The organism is Shewanella sp. UCD-KL12 (genome assembly GCF_001957125.1).
Lineage (GTDB): Bacteria > Pseudomonadota > Gammaproteobacteria > Enterobacterales > Shewanellaceae > Shewanella.
The window spans coordinates 133,384-153,931 of sequence record NZ_MPHJ01000007.1 but is presented as its reverse complement, the minus strand read 5'-3'; the positions used below and the strand labels follow the sequence as shown (position 1 = coordinate 153,931).

The 20,548-nt window shown below is 45.4% G+C and carries 14 protein-coding genes; 8 read left to right on the top strand and 6 right to left on the bottom strand.

Going from position 1 to position 20,548, the window contains the following annotated elements; all coding sequences use genetic code 11:
- The first annotated feature begins 73 nt into the window (after nucleotides 1–73).
- On the top strand, nucleotides 74–574 hold the full coding sequence (locus BM736_RS14180) for a hypothetical protein (RefSeq protein ID WP_076413315.1): 501 nt from the start codon (nucleotides 74–76) through the stop codon (nucleotides 572–574).
- On the opposite strand, the gene BM736_RS14175 is transcribed toward BM736_RS14180, so the two are convergent.
- The 5 genes from BM736_RS14175 to greB all read right to left on the bottom strand — a co-directional run bounded on the left by BM736_RS14175 (nucleotide 571) and on the right by greB (nucleotide 8,860).
- Nucleotides 571–2,619 (bottom strand): LTA synthase family protein, encoded by a 2,049-nt coding sequence (locus BM736_RS14175; RefSeq protein ID WP_083700186.1) that lies wholly within the window; start codon nucleotides 2,617–2,619, stop codon nucleotides 571–573. The two genes, BM736_RS14180 and BM736_RS14175, sit on opposite strands and share 4 nt — an antisense overlap.
- A gap of 339 nt (nucleotides 2,620–2,958) precedes the next feature.
- The gene (locus BM736_RS14170) at nucleotides 2,959–5,301 is read right to left on the bottom strand and encodes a Tex family protein (protein WP_076413314.1); all 2,343 of its coding nucleotides are present in this window, start codon (nucleotides 5,299–5,301) and stop codon (nucleotides 2,959–2,961) included.
- A 200-nt stretch (nucleotides 5,302–5,501) separates the two neighbouring features.
- The gene (locus tag BM736_RS14165) at nucleotides 5,502–7,295 is read right to left on the bottom strand and encodes a thiamine pyrophosphate-dependent enzyme (RefSeq protein WP_076413313.1); all 1,794 of its coding nucleotides are present in this window, start codon (nucleotides 7,293–7,295) and stop codon (nucleotides 5,502–5,504) included.
- 199 nt (nucleotides 7,296–7,494) lie between these two features.
- The gene (locus BM736_RS14160) at nucleotides 7,495–8,385 is read right to left on the bottom strand and encodes a class I SAM-dependent methyltransferase (protein ID WP_076413312.1); all 891 of its coding nucleotides are present in this window, start codon (nucleotides 8,383–8,385) and stop codon (nucleotides 7,495–7,497) included.
- Nucleotides 8,375–8,860, bottom strand: coding sequence for a transcription elongation factor GreB (greB, locus tag BM736_RS14155; protein ID WP_076413311.1), 486 nt, complete (start codon nucleotides 8,858–8,860; stop codon nucleotides 8,375–8,377). The genes BM736_RS14160 and greB overlap by 11 nt, the downstream gene beginning before the upstream one ends.
- A gap of 366 nt (nucleotides 8,861–9,226) precedes the next feature.
- On the opposite strand from greB, the gene ompR reads away from it, so the two are divergent.
- The 4 genes from ompR to BM736_RS14135 all read left to right on the top strand — a co-directional run bounded on the left by ompR (nucleotide 9,227) and on the right by BM736_RS14135 (nucleotide 14,342).
- Complete coding sequence (ompR, locus tag BM736_RS14150; RefSeq protein WP_076413309.1) at nucleotides 9,227–9,952, top strand: two-component system response regulator OmpR; 726 nt, start codon at nucleotides 9,227–9,229, stop codon at nucleotides 9,950–9,952.
- A 54-nt stretch (nucleotides 9,953–10,006) separates the two neighbouring features.
- Nucleotides 10,007–11,317 carry a two-component system sensor histidine kinase EnvZ gene (gene envZ, locus BM736_RS14145; RefSeq protein WP_076413307.1) on the top strand — a complete coding sequence of 437 codons (1,311 nt, stop codon included), beginning with the start codon at nucleotides 10,007–10,009 and terminating at the stop codon, nucleotides 11,315–11,317.
- Between the two features lie 126 nt (nucleotides 11,318–11,443).
- Entirely contained in the window at nucleotides 11,444–13,408 is a 1,965-nt protein-coding gene (locus BM736_RS14140) for a methyl-accepting chemotaxis protein (RefSeq protein ID WP_076413305.1), read from the top strand.
- A gap of 70 nt (nucleotides 13,409–13,478) precedes the next feature.
- Nucleotides 13,479–14,342 (top strand): hypothetical protein, encoded by an 864-nt coding sequence (locus BM736_RS14135; protein WP_076413303.1) that lies wholly within the window; start codon nucleotides 13,479–13,481, stop codon nucleotides 14,340–14,342.
- A 461-nt stretch (nucleotides 14,343–14,803) separates the two neighbouring features.
- On the opposite strand, the gene BM736_RS14130 is transcribed toward BM736_RS14135, so the two are convergent.
- Nucleotides 14,804–15,553: a class I SAM-dependent methyltransferase gene (locus BM736_RS14130; RefSeq protein WP_076413301.1), complete on the bottom strand. Its 750-nt coding sequence runs from the start codon at nucleotides 15,551–15,553 to the stop codon at nucleotides 14,804–14,806.
- 284 nt (nucleotides 15,554–15,837) lie between these two features.
- Here BM736_RS14130 and BM736_RS14125 point away from each other — a divergent pair, with 284 nt between their 5' ends.
- The 3 genes from BM736_RS14125 (at nucleotide 15,838) to BM736_RS14115 (ending at nucleotide 20,519) form a co-directional block, all read left to right on the top strand.
- The gene (locus tag BM736_RS14125) at nucleotides 15,838–18,150 is read left to right on the top strand and encodes a cytochrome c3 family protein (RefSeq protein ID WP_076413526.1); all 2,313 of its coding nucleotides are present in this window, start codon (nucleotides 15,838–15,840) and stop codon (nucleotides 18,148–18,150) included.
- Nucleotides 18,151–18,340: 190 nt separating this feature from the next.
- The gene (locus BM736_RS14120) at nucleotides 18,341–19,603 is read left to right on the top strand and encodes a helix-turn-helix domain-containing protein (RefSeq protein ID WP_076413298.1); all 1,263 of its coding nucleotides are present in this window, start codon (nucleotides 18,341–18,343) and stop codon (nucleotides 19,601–19,603) included.
- Nucleotides 19,604–19,676: 73 nt separating this feature from the next.
- Complete coding sequence (locus tag BM736_RS14115; RefSeq protein ID WP_076413296.1) at nucleotides 19,677–20,519, top strand: 23S rRNA (adenine(2030)-N(6))-methyltransferase RlmJ; 843 nt, start codon at nucleotides 19,677–19,679, stop codon at nucleotides 20,517–20,519.
- Nucleotides 20,520–20,548 lie beyond the last annotated feature (29 nt).

The following is a 20,548-nucleotide window of genomic DNA, read 5'->3' as shown; positions in this document are numbered from 1 at the left end:
TCATTAACTAACATAGCTTTATCTTTGAGCTGTTTTTGTTTATTATTTAACCATAACAGTTAAGGATCTGCCTATGTTAGTGGTGACCAACTATCCGCAAGTACCTATAGCGACGACTAACGCCGCTACTGATGCTGCGCGTGTAGAAAGTCAGCAACGACCTCCTGTTATTCCCCCTCAAGAGTCCACTAAAGGACATGAAGAGCGAGCTTTTAACCCGCAACATGAGCGCACAGCTGAACAGGCTGAGAATCAAGCTAAACTCAATGAACGCCTGCAAGGTAAACAGCAAGGTCATGGTCAACAGCAACAGGAAGATAGACAGCAAAAGGAATCAGAAAAGCCACAGCAACTTGTCGTTGCTAGAGACCCCCTAAGAGGCCAGCCAGCACTCAATAGACGCGATATTCGCGTTGTGATGCAAGCCATTAATAGCAAACAGCCAGTAGAGTCTGACAACGTATTAAACAATCAGCCAGCTGAGTTTTACCACGCGGTTTCATTGCATATTAATAGTTACTACCAACATCAATCTCAACCTCAAGCTCAGCCGGCCATCTCAGCCTACATCTAAAGCCGCAAAGGTGTTACGGCCTCAACAGGTAAGTTAATAGCATCCTCTTGAGCAAGTTGCTGCTCAATATCTTTATCCCTGTTTATAGCAAGCATCTCCTCTGAAGATAGCGAGCGAAAACTTCCTTTTTGATATGCCATACTTCCCCAAAGTGCCCAAGCTAATGCAGCTTGTTTCATCTCATCATCTTGAGGTTTAGCGGTTAGTGTCTCAGAGGTGAAATCATATTTAAAACCTGCAGCCTCACGCTCAGGTTGCAGAACAACAACATCATCCCCGCGCATATAAGCCATGTTCTTGTCATACTGCATTAAGGCACGTCCAGGCCAATCATCACTCACTTGAGTTAAATCTTGCCCTAACATTGGATAGTAATCAGATACACCAATCATAGACAATAAAGTTGGCGCCATATCGATTTGACTCACAACACGCTCATCTGTTTTTGGCTCAACTCCGCCACCTAAGATAATGCCAGGGATCCTAAATCGAGAGATAGGTACTAGGCTGGCGCCCCCAACACGGCTGTCATGGTCGGCAACAATAAGAAATAGGGTATCATCCCAGTAGCTAGAGTTTTTAGCCAATTTAAAGAACTCTCCAACGGCGTAATCTGCATACTTGACTGCATTATTTACGGTCTGCTTTGGCTGCTCATAAAGCTCAACTTTATCATCGGGAAATTCATAAGGGTCGTGATTACTGGAGCTAAACACTAAGCTAAAAAACGGTTTCGCCTCTTGATTAAACTGCTCAAACTCCTGATGAGCACGGCGCAACAAGTCTTCATCAGACACACCCCATGAAGCTGTAAAGGATGGGTCCTTATAATCATTTTCATCAACAATATTACTGAAGCCATTACCAAGGAAAAAGCTTTTCATATTGTCGAAGTGGCTCTCACCGCCATAGACAAACTGAGTCTCATAACCATGACTCTTTAATAGCTCAGCAATCGTAAAGAACCCATGCTGACTCTTACCCAGTTTTACCACAGAGCGTGCGGGAGTCGGTGTAAATCCAGTGGTTATCGCTTCGATACCTCTAACCGAACGTGTGCCCGTTGCGTACAGATTTTCAAACGACCAGCCCTCTTTAGATAACTCATCAATATTTGGGGTTAGCGGTAAACCGCCCAAGCCACCTACAAATCGCGCCCCTAAACTTTCTTGTAAAATTATCACTAAGTTTTTAGGCTTACCTTGGTAACTTGCCGCATTAAACGAAACACTTGGCGCTTGTTCAGATAAGAAGGCTTCAGGGCTACGGCCACTCTCTTTACGTATGGTATCAATGATTAACTGCTCATCCATGCGGCCATAAATTTTAGCCGCATTAGCCTCGCCTCCCATCTGCTTAATCGCAAAAAACAGTGAGTATGATGAGTTAACAACGAGAGAGTTAACTAATGGATCATCGGTAAAAGCCACTAAAGCGGGGTTAAGAGGACGATGCCCTAAACTCGATCTAGCGCCGCCTAAAGTAACAACTATCACCAACACTGCAATAGCAGGTCGCCAGTACCATCTAGGGTAGATTAAATCCCGTAGCAAGTAGCCACTGAGCTTCCAGCCACCAAAGAGTGTCGCGGCGCTGACCACTAAACCCAGTATCACCTCAAGTTTTCGGCCTCCCCACAGCATAGATAGCACTTCTTTAGGATAGATAAGATATTCGATATAGAGACGATTTGGACGGATGCCATATTCTTCGATGAAAGAGGGGGATGAGACCTCTAAAAATACAATTAACCACAGACCTAAGGTCAGCCAGACACGTAGCAGTTTATTCCAACTTCTGCCAATAGGATGATCACCAGAAAACAACGCAGTGCCTAATGCGGCGACGCCCCACAACCAACAAAGAGACGCTATGTCGACTCTTAGTCCTTGTAGCAACAAGTGAGACCAACCATCAACGGCTACAACACGATCAGCTTGCCATATACCTAAACCGATTCGGCTGACAGTGACTAGAGTTAACGCAATTAAACAGAAAAATAAAATGGATCTAAAGGGACCCAAAAAATAGAAACGAGAAGCCATATGGCACCTAAATTTTACAAGAAATTTAAATCCATAATGTTATCCAGAGGCAGCTTGCTTAGATGTATGGAGTGGTCCATGCGCTATGACGCTCATTTCAGCAAATTACATCGCTGATTAAAAAGAGTCTCCTTTAGCTTTCACTCTCTATGGAGCTTTAGCTACAAGATAGGACAAGGAGCAAACAAACAAGTTCACCTTTAATTCACAAAACTTAAACGCAAATGCAATAAGTGTAACTCCCCCAACGATAGGGTATAACTCACAGGGTAAAAAAAATGTCGAAAGAGATAGCTCTTCCGACATTTAATCCAAGGCTAAAAGCCAATATCTACACTATTATTTTTTCAATTTTGCGAATGCATCAGCAAAGGCATTACCCATAGCCGCATTTGCAGTCTGCTTGGGTTGAGACTTATGTTGTGGTTTCCTCTGCTGATTTGGCTTACCAGCTGAGTGTGAATTCGGCTTAGTTCTTGGTGCGGGTTTATCACCAGCTTTTTCATCGAGGCGCATAGAGAGACCAATACGCTTACGCTCAACATCGACCTCCATCACCTTCACTTTAACCACATCACCCGCCTTGACGACGGTATGCGGATCGCTAACAAACTTATCAGTTAATGAGGAGATATGGACTAAGCCATCTTGATGTACACCAACATCGACAAATGCACCGAAGTTAGTCACATTGGTGACGACACCCTCGAGAATCATATCGGCTTTAAGGTCACTAACCTTTTCGACTCCCTCTTTAAACTTAGCGGTCTTAAACTCACCACGTGGGTCACGACCAGGCTTATCGAGTTCGCTCAAGATATCAGTCACGGTAGGCAAACCAAATTTATCAGTGATAAATTCAGCCGCCGTTAAACTCGCGAGTAAATCACTGTTACCCAGTAATGCCTCAACCGTCTCACCTTTGGCTTTAGCAATCGACTCAACCAATGTATACGCTTCAGGGTGAACAGAGGATGCATCGAGAGGATTATCGCCATTAAGAATACGCAGGAAACCAGCGGCTTGCTCGTAAGCTTTTGGCCCAAGGCGAGCAACCTTTAATAGCTGTTTACGTTGAGTAAACTGACCATTTTCGTCACGATAATTAACGATATTACGTGCCAGCGTCTTATTCAGTCCAGCCACTTGAGCTAACAAGGGAGCCGATGCCATGTTTAGATCGACACCCACACCATTCACACAGTCCTCAATGACCCCTTCGAGGGATAAGGTCAATTGACTCTGACTCACATCATGTTGATATTGCCCTACACCAATTGACTTAGGCTCAATCTTGACGAGTTCTGCAAGCGGGTCCTGTAGACGGCGTGCAATAGATACTGCGCCACGAATGGAAACATCAAGATCTGGGAATTCACTAGCAGCAAGCTCTGAAGCTGAATACACTGATGCTCCTGCCTCACTCACCATGATCTTAGTTAAGCTAGGCAGTTCAGCTTTGACGCTCGCAATTAACTCCCCAGCTAATTTATCAGTCTCTCTTGAAGCTGTCCCATTACCAACAGCCACTAGCTCAACCTTGTGCATTTTGGCAAGATTAGCCAGAGTACGAACCGACTTATCCCACTGATTTTGTGGAGCATGTGGGAATATAGTCGTGTGAGCCACCAGCTTGCCAGTGTTATTGACAATCGCAACCTTAACACCGCTTCTTAAACCTGGATCTAAGCCTAGCGTGGCTTTAGCACCTGCTGGAGGCGCCATAAGCAGATCCCCAAGATTACGTGCAAAGACATTAATTGCTTCAGACTCTGCATGCTCACGCATCTTGGCAACAAACTCAGTCTCCATCTGCAATGCGATCTTGATTCGCCAAGTTGCTGTTACCACAGTTTTAAGCCACTGATCGACTTCACTGCTGCTAAACTTAAACTTCAGGTGATCAGCGATGATGACTTCACAGTAGCTACCTAGCTTAGATTCATTATCAGGATCAGCATTCATACTCAGCGTTAACATGCCCTCATTGCGGCCTCTAAGCATGGCAAGCGCACGATGTGAGGGAACGTTAGCGAGCTTTTCAGTGTGCTCAAAGTAGTCTCGAAACTTTGCGCCCTCTTTCTCTTTCCCTTTAGCCACGCGACTTTCTAATACTGAGCTCTGACTTAAATGCTGTCTGATCTTTTGCAATAACGCAGCATCTTCAGCAAAGCGCTCCATCAAGATAAAGCGCGCGCCGTCGAGCACAAGTTTTGTATCGGTGTAAACTGAATCAGCCTTAACATACTTGCCAGCTTCCAATTCAATATCGGCATCACGATGAGCCAGTAGATAATCAGCTAATGGCTCAAGGCCTGCCTCTATAGCAATCTGTCCCTTAGTCCGACGCTTTGGCTTATAGGGAAGATATAGATCTTCTAAAAGTGTTTTGCTATCAGCATCAAATAAGGCGCGCTCTAGCTCAGGCGTTAACTTACCTTGAGTCTTAATGCTAGAGACAATCACATCTCGCCTATCATTCAAATCACGCAAATAGCTCAGTCTGCTGTTTAATGTACGCAGCTGAGAGTCATCTAAACCGCCTGTCGCCTCTTTACGGTAGCGAGCAACAAAGGGGACGGTTGCACCATCATCGAGTAATGAGATAGTTGAACTTACTTGCTGCTCACGAACATTGAGTTCTTGAGCAATAATCTGGGCAATATTGTGCGTCATTTGCATAAAAGTAGTGTCGCGCCGAAATGAAAGAATCTTGTGAGGGTCAAGATAACACAGGCAAAGGTGTGCTTGCATGTGAAAGCTGCACAGTTTAATCAAGCCGTCGGAGTGTTCCGACGACATTTAAGCGATCTATCACTTACTTGAGGCTGTTAAACTGTCAGCGCTCCCGAAGGTTGAATATTAAACAGCCTAGAACTGCACTATTTTCCACAGAGAATGTGCCAGCGATCTGTCGCTTCGGGATCACCATTTCTAAACCCTATGTAGCAATTTAACTTTTTAGTGATTTCGCTCTGAAATTGTGGCTCGGTAGAGGTAGGCACCTCTATCAAATGCAGCCCGCCTCTCTGGGCACATTCAACTAAGCTATCCATAAGCTGCCCTGTCGTTTCACAAAGGTGTCCATGCCCGCCATAGGCTTTAATCAATAACCGTGGTTCAAAACCTGTGTCATTACAGGCATAGATAGGCGCATCTCCAGCTTTACCTAAATGGAAGATATTGTTGCGCATATAGATAATCGTCACGTTGGCAGCTTGCTTTTGAAGGTTAATTAACTCATTAGCTTGAAAGTTAAACCCACCATCCCCCGTCAATACTAAAATCGGCTGCTCACTTTTCACCTCAGCGAGTTGATCGGCAATCGCTCTAGCATAGGGTAAGCACGTCCCCATGGCCGCATACCACGGGTTTGCTAGGTAACTTCGATTGATATCACTCGCAAAGGTATCTAGCTCAAAGCTCGCAAATAGCGCACTACCTACCTCAGGAACAAAAATATAGGGCTGAGCTAACTGGTGTTGAGCACAGTTAATGCTTGAGGCTAAATTATGATACCCGAGCATCACACTCGTCATATCTAGATTGCTTTCATTATGGGAAGTCTCTGATAATTTGTTTTTAGGCTTAGCCGCTAACGTAAGTAAGCTATCGACAACCACAGAGATATCCAGCTCGCATTTAGCCGTTCCTTTGAGCATCGTTTTATTAGGATGACTATCGACAAGGTGTGTCTGGCTACTAAAGGCATTATTGGTATCACTTGGCGATATGGCTGTACCTAGCTCTAATACATAATCAGCAACCGACTCGATGTAAGTTTTCCCATCAAGTTCACTGAAAGCGCCGTTATAGCTGCCTAAACAGAGGGGGTCACTCTCATCTAACATCCCCTTACCGAACCAGCTGGTCGCATAAGGGAGCTGTTGCTTGCGGCACATATTAAGAATCTTTTCTAGCAGAGGCTGATTAAGCCTTAGCTTCTCCCCAATAAAGACCAGCGGCGCCGTGGAAGCGGCAAGTTTAGATTTAATATCGCTAGCAATTAACTCTGCCCCGCTCAGGTTCAACTGCTGGCCTTGAGTAAGCTGAGCCAAGCTCGTTGGCAGGCTAAGAGATTGGGTAGGCTGACTTATCAGATCTCTAGGGATCTCAATGAATACTGGTTGTCGATTAAGGTATGCATATGTCAGTAGGTCTAAACATTGCTCTGCAGCAACATTAGGTTGACCACTATGACGCTGGCCTTGTAATCGCTCAGCTCTTACTCCAAGGGCACGAAACGAGTTTAACGCGGCATCGAGATCGGTATTCCACGCAGTATGGGGATGAACACTGTGATGCAGTGCATGACTATTAATCTCATTCTCTCCAGGCGCGCCAGAGATAAATACCACTGGAAGCCCTTCTGTTCTCGCTAATGCCGCGGCGCTAACACAGGGTAAGCTCCCCACTGTATAGGTTGTCATGCATACACCGAGTGGATTGAGTTCAGCTTGAGCACAGGCACTAAAACCCGCATGCATCTCATTACTCGATGGCAATACTTCAAGATGACCCTCTAATGAATTTATAAGGTTAGCAACGAAGTCACCACCCACGCCATAGGTTCTTTTTACCCCAAAGAAAGCTAACAACTCACCAAGGCTGTCTCCCAGTAGCGGCAGACGACTATAGTACTCATTACCAAAATTATCTTTAATCGATTTAGCCACAACCCAACCCTTTTCTTAACATTATTGAACGCAGCCTAGAGGGGATCAGCTTTTGGCATCTTGATCGAGATCATTTTCAATAAAATGGCAGTAAGGCCGCAAATGGAAAGCTAGATTTACGCTAGTGAACATTGGCGTGATAGTTCCAGCCCTAGAGTCATACAGGCTGGAGAAAAGAGTTTACAGTCAGCTCAGTTGCTTATATTTTTCGAGCTAATAGGGTGTGCTCTGGCATCCCTCTATGATTACTTAACACTTCAAAACCATGCCGACTTAATAAGTCGGGAATATTCTGCTTATGCCAAGCAGGTACAAATGGCTCATAAACATGATTAGCCAACCATTTAAAATAGATCCCTGCAAATTGATACTGGTTAAACATCTCTATCCAGCGACCTTTAAACTGAATCAATGAGGGCTCACAGATTGCGAGTAGACCATCATCAGCTAACACACGGTGGCACTCTTTCAGGGCCATATCGATATATTTTGGGGGGATCTCATGAAACACAAAGCTGGCTGTAATGCCATCGAAGCGTTTATCGCTAAATTGCATCTGCTCAGATAAACCCTGCACAAATTTAATGTCAGGATATGCGTGCGCCGCATGTTTGAGTAAATAGGGTGAAGGGTCTAGCCCCCATACATCATCAACACCAACAGCTTTGACTGCAGCGGCCATCTGCCCACCAGCACAGCCAATATCCAAAACACTATCGCACTCGGTAAACCAAGAGGCGATTCCCTTTCTCACCGACTTCATTTTACCAAGCATAGTGGCATCGAACGCACTGATGTAGCCACGTGTAATGGTATTGGAAAAATTACCATTTGGTATGCCATGAAACTCTTGTTGCAGGTATTTAGGCAGCTCATTTTTCCCTAAAAGAGAAGATGGGAACCGCTCAGGAACCTCAGCTCTGCCATTGCCTTTCTTAAAAATTGAACGCCTTAGCCTGCCTACATTAGTCCAAGTTTTAAAATTGATCTCATCAGCCCAAGTTGCAGGCAACTCAATACTTTCCCAATCAATGACTTGAGGGTCTCTCACTTGTTCATCTAAGCTTACTTTGCTCAATTCACTCATCATTAAACGCTTTATATTGAATCTTATTCACATACCACTCCTTGGCACCCGAAGGGGTTTTTACCACAACTTCATCATCAACTTGTTTGCCGATAAGCGCGCGAGCCATGGGCGAGTCGATAGTGATATAGCCTAACTTGGTATCCAGCTCATCTTTACCTACGATACGATATTGAACAACTTCACCGGCTTCATTTTCAAGCTCAATCCAAGCGCCAAAGAAAACCTTACCCTCTTGCTGAGGCGAATAGTCGACAATCTGCAACTCTTCCACACGCTTGACGAGATAACGCACTCGGCCATCAATCTGACGTAATAAGCGCTTGTTATAGGTGTAATCCGCATTTTCAGAGCGATCCCCTTGTGCTGCAGCTTCCTGCACCTTCTTAGTGATCTGGGGACGATACTCCTTCCAAAGATATTTCAGTTCTTTATCTAGGGCCTGCCAGCCCTTACGAGTGATTAACATGGCTTTCATTGTCGATGGAGATCCAAAAAAAGTGTGTAAAAGGGTGAGTGATAATACTGAGTCTAATTCTATTTAACTTTTAACTCATCTACTTTACTAGTTTCAAATGGATATAAGCCTGTAATTTTCCATTTTACTTTGCTCGTATCAATTTGGTTACAATTTCAAAAAGCACTCTAAAATCACATTATTTGCATACAATACAAACACTTATTTACCCCTACTGCTATATTAACTATATAAGAGGGATAATCTCACCTACAATCCTCTAGTCATAGGACGTTTAAAGCGGCTATATTAGCCTAAATAAAGAATATCAATATCAGCCAGTTGGCTACCGAATAGTATCGGGTTCCGAGAAAAAGGATAATAAATATGGGACAGGAAACCTCTAAAATTCTCGTCGTCGATGATGATATGAGACTCAGATCCTTACTCGAACGCTATCTTATGGAGCAAGGCTATCAGGTTCGTAGTGCCGCTAACGCAGAGCAGATGGATAGACTACTTGAGCGTGAAAACTTCCACCTTATCGTATTAGATCTGATGCTTCCTGGCGAAGACGGACTCTCTATTTGCCGTCGACTACGCCAAACTGGTAGTACTATCCCTATTGTGATGCTTACCGCTAAAGGTGATGAGGTCGACCGCATCATAGGACTTGAGCTCGGCGCCGATGATTACCTGCCTAAGCCATTCAACCCTCGTGAGCTATTAGCGCGCATCAAAGCTGTGATGCGTAGACAGAGCCCAGATGTACCAGGCGCACCAACTCAGCAAGAAGAAGAGATCACCTTTGGCGAGTTTGCCCTTAATCTTGCGACTCGCGAGATGTATCATAATGATGAAGCAATCTCCTTGACCAGTGGTGAATTTGCCGTACTTAAAGTGCTTGTCAGCCACCCGCGGGAGCCCCTCTCTCGAGACAAACTGATGAACTTAGCTCGTGGACGTGATTACTCAGCACTAGAGCGTTCTATCGATGTGCAAGTATCCCGTTTAAGACGCCTCATTGAGAAAGACCCTGCTAACCCGAGATATATTCAGACGGTATGGGGACTCGGTTACGTATTTGTGCCTGATGGCGCATCGCGTCGATAACAGCTGATATCGGAACTCGCTTTACATGCCAAACTTAAGGGGTAGACCAGTTACATGAAGTGGCTGAAAAAGTTATTACCCCGCAGTGCGTTTAGCCAAACAGTGATGCTGATTGGCAGCTTACTGCTGATCAATCAGCTCGTTTCCTACCTCTCTGTCGCAGCCTATTTCATCCAGCCAACCTACCAACAGATTAACCAGTTAATTGCACGTCAAGTGAAGCTACTTTTTGTTGATGGTGTCGATGTCGGTCGTGAGCACCTGACTATGGTAGATGCGCTGAATGCCAAAGTTCGCGATGATGGCATGCATGTTTACAATCAAAAACAAGCTCGAGAAGCCGGCATAGAGCAAGCGACCTATTACACCTTACTCTCATCGCAGATGTCAGAACACTTAGGTGGCAAAGCGGAAGTCAGAATCGCACAGGGCGAAGATTTCGAGATCTGGATTAGACCTCCTCAAGCCCCATCGATTTGGATAAAAGTCCCACTCACAGGCTTCAATGAATATGACTTATCTCCCCTCACTCTTTATTTAATGGTGATCGGCGCCTTGAGTGTGGCTGGCGGTTGGTGGTTCGCACGGCAGCAAAATAGGCCGTTACGGCGACTGCAGAAGGCGGCAATCTCAGTCTCTATGGGCGACTACCCAGAGCCTCTTCCCTCTAGCGGTTCAACAGAGATCGTTGAGGTGACGAATGCCTTTAACCAGATGTCACATGGCATGAAGCAGTTAGAGCAAGACAGAGCACTACTTATGGCAGGGATCTCCCACGATCTGCGTACTCCCTTAACTCGTATCCGCTTAGCGTCAGAGATGATGGTGGCTGAAGATGAATACCTTAAAGAGGGTATCGTCCATGATATCGAAGATATGGATGCCATCATCAATCAGTTTATCGCCTACATACGTCAAGATCAGGAGAGTATTCGCGAGCAGGAGCAGATCAATTACCTGATTGAAGATGTCGCGCAAGCTGAATCAAATCGTGATGGAGAGATAGAGGTCGTCCTTAACGAGTGCCCCCTAATTCCAATACAAAGCATTGCCATTAAGCGGATCTTGAGTAACTTGGTCGAAAACGCCTTTCGTTATGGCAATGGCTGGGTCAGGCTTAGCTCTCACTTTGATGGGCAGCGAGTAGGCTTCAGCGTTGAAGATAATGGCCCTGGAATACCTGAATCTGAGATACCAAATCTATTCCAGCCATTCACCCAGGGCGACTCAGCTCGAGGCAGTGTCGGCTCAGGCTTAGGACTCGCCATCATTAAGCGAATTGTTGACCGACATCAGGGTGAAGTCATACTGACCAACCGGGTTGCTGGCGGCTTGCAGGCACAGGTTTGGTTGCCACTTGAGTAGTAGCTAGCTCACCCTAATCAAAGGTTACTCAATTTAAAAGCTGTCATATTAGCGTCACACTAACGTCATAACACATTAATCTAAACGCCATATCCTTGCGGTAAATAATGTGTCTGTGTGATATCTATGAAAATATCAACTCTCTCTCTTTCTGCGTCGGCTACCCTATTGCTGCTTGCGGGAATACTTGCTGCGGTAGTGATCTGGAGCAATAATCAACGCCAAGAGATCGAATCTCAAACCGCTGAACTGCAGACACTACAGCAAACATTCCTTGTTGAGATAAGGCGAGAGCTAGATAGCTATCTCACGAGCGGAGATGCCAGTAAGCTAGAGATAGCTAAAGGTAAGCTCGAACAGATTGAAGCTCAGCTTACCCAAGCTGAAGAGTTTGACTCAGCCGAGCTTCAACAACTATTAAATACCTTTATTTACCGACTAGACACAGATTACCGTGCGGCAGGGAAACTGGCAGGTAACCCTAGGCAACTACTTGCTCATGCAGAATCCGAGATGCTCGACAATAACCGTCGGCTGGCTGACTATGCCGAACAAGGTCAAGCAGAGAACGGCTCACTGGCCAACACTTACCTAAGGCTTACACGTCAACTACCCCCTATGGTGTATCAACTTTCTCAGTTAACCCAAGGTTATCTCATAGGTAAAGATCAGCGGCTACAAGCATTTCTCGAGTCAACACTAATCGAGCTAGCTGATTGGCATAACCAACTCGACGCGCTGCCACTTATCGGGATATACCAAGTCGTAGAGGAGGATGAGTTTGCCCTTGGCGGTGCAGAAGAGGAGGTACTCGAACTGGGCGAAAACTATCGCTCTGAGCTACTGAGTCTCAGCCAAAGATACAGCAGAGAAATTACCAACACCCATGCATTGTTAAAAGAAAACCAATCCATTCAGGATGACCTGCAGCAATCTATCGCTGAAGTTGAATTAGCCCTACTCACATTAAATACCACCCAAGCAGATAAGAATCAGTTGCTCAAGCAAGAGTTACAACTTGCACTCTATACCGTTGTATCTGTACTCGCCCTATTTGCAGTCATCTACCTATTGTTACAGCAACAAAGAGTGGTATCTCCTCTAAAGCGCTTAAATCATGCTTTTCAGAAGCTCAGTGAATCCAATAATCGTGAGCAACTTGAAATTCAAAGGCGCTGTGAAACTGGCCAGATAGCAGGTCATTTCAACCAGCTGCTACTTAGATTTGAAGAGGAAGATGAAGCGCAGCGCCAGCAGATCACTCAAGTATCTAATTCTCTCTCTATGCTCGTTAGCAGAATATCTGAGATAACCCAAAGCACAGAGGAAACTCAAACTGTAGCCAGTAAAGCCCAGTCACAAACATCTGAAATTAGAAATTTAGCCCATGAAGTTAGCAGCACATCCGCGCTTGTCGAGAAAAGTGCTGAGCAAACCATGTTGCAGATGCAATCTAGCCAAGTAGAAGCGGAAGCGGTACTCACTGCCACTGAGGAAACTCGACAAGCCGTCATCCAATCACATCACTCTCTTTCTAGCCTGACAACCTCAGTTGCAGATGTATCAAAGATCATTGATGTCATCGGTAATATTGCAGAGCAGACTAACCTACTAGCACTCAATGCCGCGATTGAGGCTGCCAGAGCGGGAGAACAGGGACGAGGCTTTGCTGTTGTCGCAGATGAGGTGAGAAGCTTATCTCACCGCACACAAGCATCTCTTAAAGAGATCATGGAGATCCTGACTCAATTAACCCAAGCTAATTCGGCCCTAGAAGTGAGTATGACAGGGATAGAGCAAGCAACAGAAACCCAAAAGCAACGGGCCCATAGCCTTTCTCAGGTTGCGCTGTCTGTGCAAGCTCAAGCCAGTGATATGGCTGTAACGGCTAAGCAAGGGTCTGTCAATGCGCTACAGCAAGTGAACCACCTCGATGAATTTGTCCAAGCTATGGTACAGCTAAAAGACCAAGCTCAATCGACTTCAATGCAGAGCGAGGTTATCGGCGAAGAGGTTCAGCAAAGCGTTAGAGACATAGAGGCAAGTTTAGGGATCTCAACAGTACAAGGTAAGTTGCCACAAGCCGCGTAGTTTTTCCCCTGTGAAAAATGTTAATATCTCGAGCATAAACATACCTCAGATTAACATTTTCAGGGCCGAAATGAATATAAAGCGAAACCTAGTCACGCTAGTCGTTGCAGCAGCGTGTCTACCTGTTGCGACTCAAGCTCTTGCTAACACCCAGCAAGGCCCTTTTGCACTCTCTGTTTTAGCAGGATTAGAGTCTTACCCTGATTCAGAGTCTAGTGCCATGTCGCGAGGTGGAGGCCTCTCCTTTATCTGGGATGATCTGCGTTACAACAATACTTACCAGTTAGACAAAAACTACTTTAGAGCACGCGGTACTTACTATTATGAGCGCGACTCTGAAATGTATGATGAAGATAGGTATCGAGATTCTGCCGATCTCAAAATCAACTATCAGCGCCCTTTTGCCAGTTTTGGTGATACTCAAGAGTACCTAATCAGCTTCCATGGTCGCTATGAAGGCCACTATAACAGCCAACAGCTTGAAGAGTTTGAGCAACTAGCTGTAGCAGGGCTAAGTTTAAACAGTCGCTTTACAGACACCAATCATTACGATCTCGGCCTCACTTTAGGCTTAGCATATAGCGAAGAGGAGAAGGATGATGATTGGCCTAGAGAAGAGATGGGGCACGGTGAAGATGTGCTAAATCGTGCAGGCCTCGGTTACTTTGTTGAGTGGAGTAACGCCTATACCTTCGCACATAGCGGTGTACAGTTAACGGCTAAAGTCAGTCGCTTCGATGGACTATGGGCCTATGATGAGGGGCAGTTCTATACGGTAGACCGTCTTACCTTCGGCGTCGTTACCCCTCTGGCAGATGAAAACAATCTACTGCACTTTATGACACAATATATCAGCCGAGATTATGAGCTGGATCTTATTGGATTTGACGATACCCTCTATCGAGTAGCGGTTGAGTACATACACTATTTTTAAGTCACTTTATCTAGCAGCGATATTGAGCTGAGGTGATGTAATTTTAACTTGTAAAACTTACACTTCCCCTCTCAGAGAGTTCTAAATTCTGATCACAAAGCAGGGCTGTAATTCAGCCCTGTTTAATAGTCATACCGTAGAATATATTCAGTAGGTTAGAGCACTAACCTGCCCCTTTTTCAAATCATCTAGGAGGGACAATCAATGCTGATATTTAACTTCATTCTTATGGTGACCTTTTCACTGCTTCTCGTTGCCGTCGTAGGTCTGTTCCGGCCCTAATATAGGCACTACAGCGATTGTTATTGCTTGCGACACCATAGAAAATCTAGCTGATCATTGACGCTTTAACATATACATCAAAACGATTTTTCTTGGTTGCAATGACCATGCTTGGTTTTACGCCGTCTAAGTCTTCAGTGTCGTTAACTGAGGGCGCTTTACGCCTAGCCGCATAAGCTTTAACTCGTCATTGACGCTTTAACGTAAACATCAAAACGGTTTTTCTTGGTTGCAATGACCATAGAAGGTTTTACGCCGTCAAGATCTTCAGCATAATCAGGGCGCTTTACCACCACACGCTTAGTGGCCAAAGCCATGGCTGGCGCAAGCAGTCCGTCGGCATCAAGATCGGCACCGACTAACGTCTGAAATACCCGCATCTCTTTCTTTACCAATGCTGATTTAGATTTGTGTGGATACATAGGATCGAGATAGACCACATCGGCCTCTTCACCAAGCTCAGCAACAGCGTCTAAACTCGAGCCGTGGACGAGCTGCATACGCTCGCGCATCCAATCGCCTATCTCTTCACTTTCATAGGCACGGCGCAAGCCATCTTCAAGTAGTGCAGCAACCACAGGGTGACGCTCCACCATTGTGACTTTACAACCAAGGCTTGCTAGCACAAAAGCATCACGACCAAGACCAGCAGTACCATCGACCACTGTGGGGTTCACACCTTGCTTAAGACCCACCGCCTTGGCTATTGACTGGCCACGTCCACCACCAAATTTACGTCGATGAGCGACAGCACCGGAAATAAAATCCACACTGATGCCTTTTAACTTAGGTTCATCACGTTTATTCAAAGTCAGGGTATTGTTTTCAAAAACCAGCTCAAATACCGCCTCTTTATCAAAGGTCAGCTCCCAGCGCTCACAGATAGCTTCTAATGTTGGATATTGAGAGTTGAAAAAAATGGCTGTCACGGCTTTGAGTTCTATTGAGGACTAATGGGCTTATTATGCCCTATGGGGTCATAGCCTGACCACTAGCTTACTTCATTTGTCCTCAATCGTAGTCATCATGGCGAGCTAAAGCGAGTAACTGGGATGATACCCAATGCTGAAAATCCCTGATTTTTTCTAAAAAGTCCCCTAAAAAAGCTAAAACAAGCTCAATTAGAGCGCAGCTCACATCGCTATTTAGCGCCTTAATGCACCATCAGGCCGCAACAAAAACAATTAGCCTCAAACCAATTGAGATAACAAAGATGATGAGCATAAAACCCAATAGTGCACGTAGATTTAGCTACCTTGCACTATCAGCTGCTATAGCGCTAACCACCTTAGGTTGTAGCGATGGCAAAGATGGAACTGACGGACAACCTGGTGAGCCGGGAGAGATTGTCACAACTAAAGCAGAAGTATTAACCCTCAATATCACTCATAGTAAGATTGCTAACGCGCAGTTATCAATAGACTTTACCGCCTACAATGAAGCTCAACTTCCCGTGGTAAAGATTGCAGCTATCAAACTCGATACGGCGCAGTTATTACCTGAGTTTGAGGGTGAACGCTCCCAATGGCAGGCACTCTCTAGCGAATATTGCACTCCAGAGAAGGGCTGTGACGGTGTTCTGGTCGACAATATGGATGGTAGCTACCGCTATACCATGAGTGGGCCACTCATCGGTGAAGGGGTTGAATTTGACAGTGAGCTAACACAACGTGTCACCTTACGAGTCGAAAAGTCTGATCAAGTACCACAAACTTACAGCCATAATGATTATAATATTGATGGCTCAGAGGTCACTAATAATCGCGCCATCATAGATCAAACCACTTGTTTGAAATGTCATGATAGCATCGACAGCATTAAGCATGGCGGAGACCAACTTGAAAACTGTGCTAGCTGCCATACCAGCAATAAGATGTCTGATCCCAATAAAGTATGGCCTGTTCTTGCACACACAGTGCATATTGGTGTCACCTCTGAGCCGATAGGTAACTGTGCTAGCTGTCATGAAAAACTAGAATCAGATTCACTTAAACAGGCACTCAATTGGAACCAGATACCAACGAGAGAAACCTGTTCAAGTTGTCATGATATGACGACCAATGAAGTTTATGATCACTCAGGCCAAGAGAACAATGGCCAGTGCTTGACTTGTCATGCTCCTGAACAGACCTACGATGATCACCTTAGCAAATATGAGAAAGCCGTCGATGAGCAGCAACGCGGCATTGTCACTGTCGATGTACGCGATGCGAAACTGGTTGAGCAAACTATTGATGGTCAAACCGAGCAGTTTGCTGAGATAAGCTTTGCCCTACTCAATAAACAAGGGGAGCGTATTGCCATTGCCAATAACAACCCTGCCGATGCTGAGTGGATCAAGAACCTGCAAATGTATGTTAACTGGGGCACCTCGGTAGACTTTACTAGCAGCCGTGGTTACACCATCTATGTGAAGAGTAACAAGAAAGATATCACTCAAGATGGGAGTGATGGTATTACCCCTATCGGCGAACGAGCTCGCACGCCGCTACATAGCTCACAAGATAATGTGTTCACCTATTTGATGGGCCCTATCGTCACTCAAGACTCGCTTTCTGGCGATCTTATCGATGATGCAGGTTTTATCTCTAACCGTCTGATCTACTGTTTCGATCCTGCTCAAAATCTCGTGAGTTGTGATGAAGCTGGCCATGCTAAAAATGCATCGAGAAATGATCGTTGGTTCTTTAACAAAACAGGTTTAACACAAGATCCAGCTCAAGCTCGCCCTGTGATTGTTAGTAACGAGAAGTGTGGCTCTTGCCACGGCTTTGATGAGTTTAGTCAAAATACTGAGCTGGCTTGCCGTAGTTGTCATAGCCGTAAAACAGAGATTAATAAAAAACATGCCGATACCACCTGTTTCTCAGGGCATGACCACGATGAGCTAGGTAACCATATTCAGCCTCATGCTGAGCGCGCTATGCTACCTACAGGTAAATCTGGCTTTATCAGCTCAACAGCCGATATTGTCGACCCATGTCTAGCCTGTCATAACCCCAACACGCCACCGACTCAGGCTATCAGAGAGATGCACACTAAACCTAGCGACTGGGACTATGTTGAGCAACTGACTGTTACCCACCCAGATCACAAGGTATGGATGCACTCACTGCACACTAACCAACGTGCGACGCAAGACACTGTTAATGGTGTTCGTAATATCGATTACCCTGCCGACAAAGCTAACTGTTACCGCTGTCATGAGGGGGATACCTTTGGTGTTGAGCGCCTGACTTCACAGGGGCGCCCACTGGCATTAGATCTAGATTACGACCCTGACTCAACTGCACATCCTGCAACAGATATCAGTGTTGATGCTTATACCTCTCCAGTTTCTGCGACCTGTTATGCCTGTCATGCTAAACAGGAAAATGCTGAAGGAGAGTTAGTGATCAACAAAGCCGTTCGTGCTCATATGGAGCAAAATGGTGGCCGATTTGGTGTCACTGAAAACGAACTGCAAGTGGAATCATGCGCCGTTTGTCACTCAGTCGAAAACCTAAAGCAGGTTCATAACCTGTAACAGCTTTCCCTGCAATGAGAGCATTGCCGCCTAGGCTTAGCTTGCTAGGCGGTAAATCATCTAATCTGTGAACAAGAATGAATGCTAGATCATACTTTGCGGTGATAAGGTTTGCGGCGTTAAAAAATCCCACAATATAATATTGAAAAATTAACTTATTCAGTTCATTTCACGATAAAGCGAGACTCCCTTGCAACTCACGCAGCAATTGAAACTAGATACCGCTAAAAAGTTATTAATCTCAGCAAACAATACTGAGCTTGATAGTCCTGAGGTTGAGCTTAGCTACGCTGAAACTGCCGTATTGGAATGTCTCATTCTCCATCGTGATAACTTAGTGAGCAAAGAGCAACTGATGCAAGTAGGCTGGCCAGATCGTATTGTTGCTCAGTCATCGCTACAACAATGTATCAGCTTATTAAGACGAAAACTCGCCTCAAGCCCTGAGATAGAACTCAAAACCGTGCCACGTCATGGCTACGTGCTACACCTCCCCATTATTGCCCCCCCCCGTAAACATCGAAAGCCCTTGATGGCAGGCGTAGCGGCACTCATCTTTCTTGCACACCTTATTGGTATTACTTGGTGGTCGCCTTGGGTCGAAGCGATTTCAGATCCCGCTGCCCCCTACCAGCAACAGCAGCAGACGATAGCCCTTGATAATCTACATGGTCATGTTGAGGTGTTCACGCCTGAAACAGAAACGAGCCAACCAACACAGTCGCGATTAACCCAGCGTTTTAATCAGCAGATAATCAACGAAGATAAGTGGCAACCACCATTCAATACCTTTCATAGTTTTGCTGCTGTGACCTCAAGCGCTGATAGTTTTGCCATCTGCCCCAACTACAGTAATGGTCAGTGTCCAGGTAAGCAGCTGATCAATATCACAGGCGACCCAAGCCAAGGTGCAGAACTGGCCTTATCGGACTTTCTTAGCACTAAAATCCGTATGGAGCAGAAGACCTATAATAAGTTGTTACTGCCTGAACTCGAAGAGCACAGAGGCGATCTGCAGGAAGATGTTTACCATGGCGATCTCTACTTTGGCGCTAAAGGTAGCTTATTGGTTCGTAGCGACTTTCGAATATCTCTTGTTAATCTTGGTGATGATCAGGGACTCATCTATTTTGCTGCCTGCATCACCGATGAGAACTGCCACACCAGCCCAATGCGATATGTGATTCGCGGTGATTTTACTCAGAGCACTCATGATTGGCAGGGTAAGAAAGTAGAGCAGTTTGATGTCATCATCACTAAAACAGAATTAGCCTCCCCCAATTCACTCTCTGAGACGGCAAAAAAGCTCTATCTGAAGCTCAGAAAGCAGCACTTAACTCAAACAGAGTTACGCTTCTACCGCTTATATCAAGATGATGGTACAGCGGTTTGGTTGGTGCCTATGGGAGAGCATAAAATGGTTTGGATGCAGAAGCTGACACTTTTTCTGTAAACCAGCTCCTCATCTTGAGATATAATCAGCGTATTGGCCAACGCCACCCATTTTCTCCAGATTAGGAATATCGATGCTAAGCTACCGTCACGGCTACCATGCCGGAAATTATGCCGACGTATTAAAGCACTCAGTTCTGCTGCAAGTGCTAAAACTCATGCATAAAAAGCCCACCCCTTTTGTCTACATCGATACCCATGCTGGCGCTGGCGGTTATGCGCTAAGCGATGAATTCGCTCAAAAAACCGGTGAATATTTAGACGGTGTCGCTAAGCTATGGGACAAAGATGATCTGCCTGAGCCATTAGCTGAATATATTTCCGATGTGACTCACTTTAACCAAGGCAAATCTGAGCTCTCTTTCTACCCAGGCTCACCTGCTTTTGTCGATATGAACAGTTACGAAAAAGAGCGCATGGTGTTACATGAGCTACATGGCGCCGATCACGCCCAACTTGAAGAGCAGTTTTCTGGTGACCGATATATTCGTATCGTTAAAGACGATGGCTTAAAAGGGCTAATCGCAGCGGTGCCGCCTCGCGAGCGACGCGGGGTTATCTTGGTGGATCCAAGTTATGAGATGAAAACCGATTATCAGGATGTGCCTAATGCCATCATCAAGGCCCATAAAAAATTCGCCACTGGCGTTTATATGCTGTGGTACCCAGTAGTTAACCGCGCTCAAACCGAAGGCATGTTAAAAATCCTTGCTCAAAGTGGCATTAAAAATCAGCTACGTATCGAACAAGCCATCAAGGCTGACAGTGATGAGTTTGGTATGACAGCGGCTGGATTATGGATCATCAACCCGCCTTGGCAGCTCGACACTAAAGCCGATGAGATCTTAGCCTACCTATCACCTTTGCTAAACCAAGGTGGCGGTAAAGTGACTTTGAAGGTTGAAGTTCCAGAGTAATAGTGACAATTAAAGCGAGCACAAGTCAA

What these genes read in the sequence shown, in the direction of transcription:
- BM736_RS14170 (WP_076413314.1), bottom strand. Translation starts at nt 5,301, where the DNA reads ATGCAAATGACGCACAATATTGCCCAGATTATTGCTCAAGAACTCAAT.
- BM736_RS14175 (WP_083700186.1), bottom strand. Translation starts at nt 2,619, where the DNA reads ATGGCTTCTCGTTTCTATTTTTTGGGTCCCTTTAGATCCATTTTATTT.
- greB (WP_076413311.1), bottom strand. Translation starts at nt 8,860, where the DNA reads ATGAAAGCCATGTTAATCACTCGTAAGGGCTGGCAGGCCCTAGATAAA.
- BM736_RS14160 (WP_076413312.1), bottom strand. Translation starts at nt 8,385, where the DNA reads ATGATGAGTGAATTGAGCAAAGTAAGCTTAGATGAACAAGTGAGAGAC.
- BM736_RS14115 (WP_076413296.1), top strand. Translation starts at nt 19,677, where the DNA reads ATGCTAAGCTACCGTCACGGCTACCATGCCGGAAATTATGCCGACGTA.
- ompR (WP_076413309.1), top strand. Translation starts at nt 9,227, where the DNA reads ATGGGACAGGAAACCTCTAAAATTCTCGTCGTCGATGATGATATGAGA.
- BM736_RS14135 (WP_076413303.1), top strand. Translation starts at nt 13,479, where the DNA reads ATGAATATAAAGCGAAACCTAGTCACGCTAGTCGTTGCAGCAGCGTGT.
- BM736_RS14180 (WP_076413315.1), top strand. Translation starts at nt 74, where the DNA reads ATGTTAGTGGTGACCAACTATCCGCAAGTACCTATAGCGACGACTAAC.
- envZ (WP_076413307.1), top strand. Translation starts at nt 10,007, where the DNA reads ATGAAGTGGCTGAAAAAGTTATTACCCCGCAGTGCGTTTAGCCAAACA.
- BM736_RS14140 (WP_076413305.1), top strand. Translation starts at nt 11,444, where the DNA reads ATGAAAATATCAACTCTCTCTCTTTCTGCGTCGGCTACCCTATTGCTG.
- BM736_RS14125 (WP_076413526.1), top strand. Translation starts at nt 15,838, where the DNA reads ATGATGAGCATAAAACCCAATAGTGCACGTAGATTTAGCTACCTTGCA.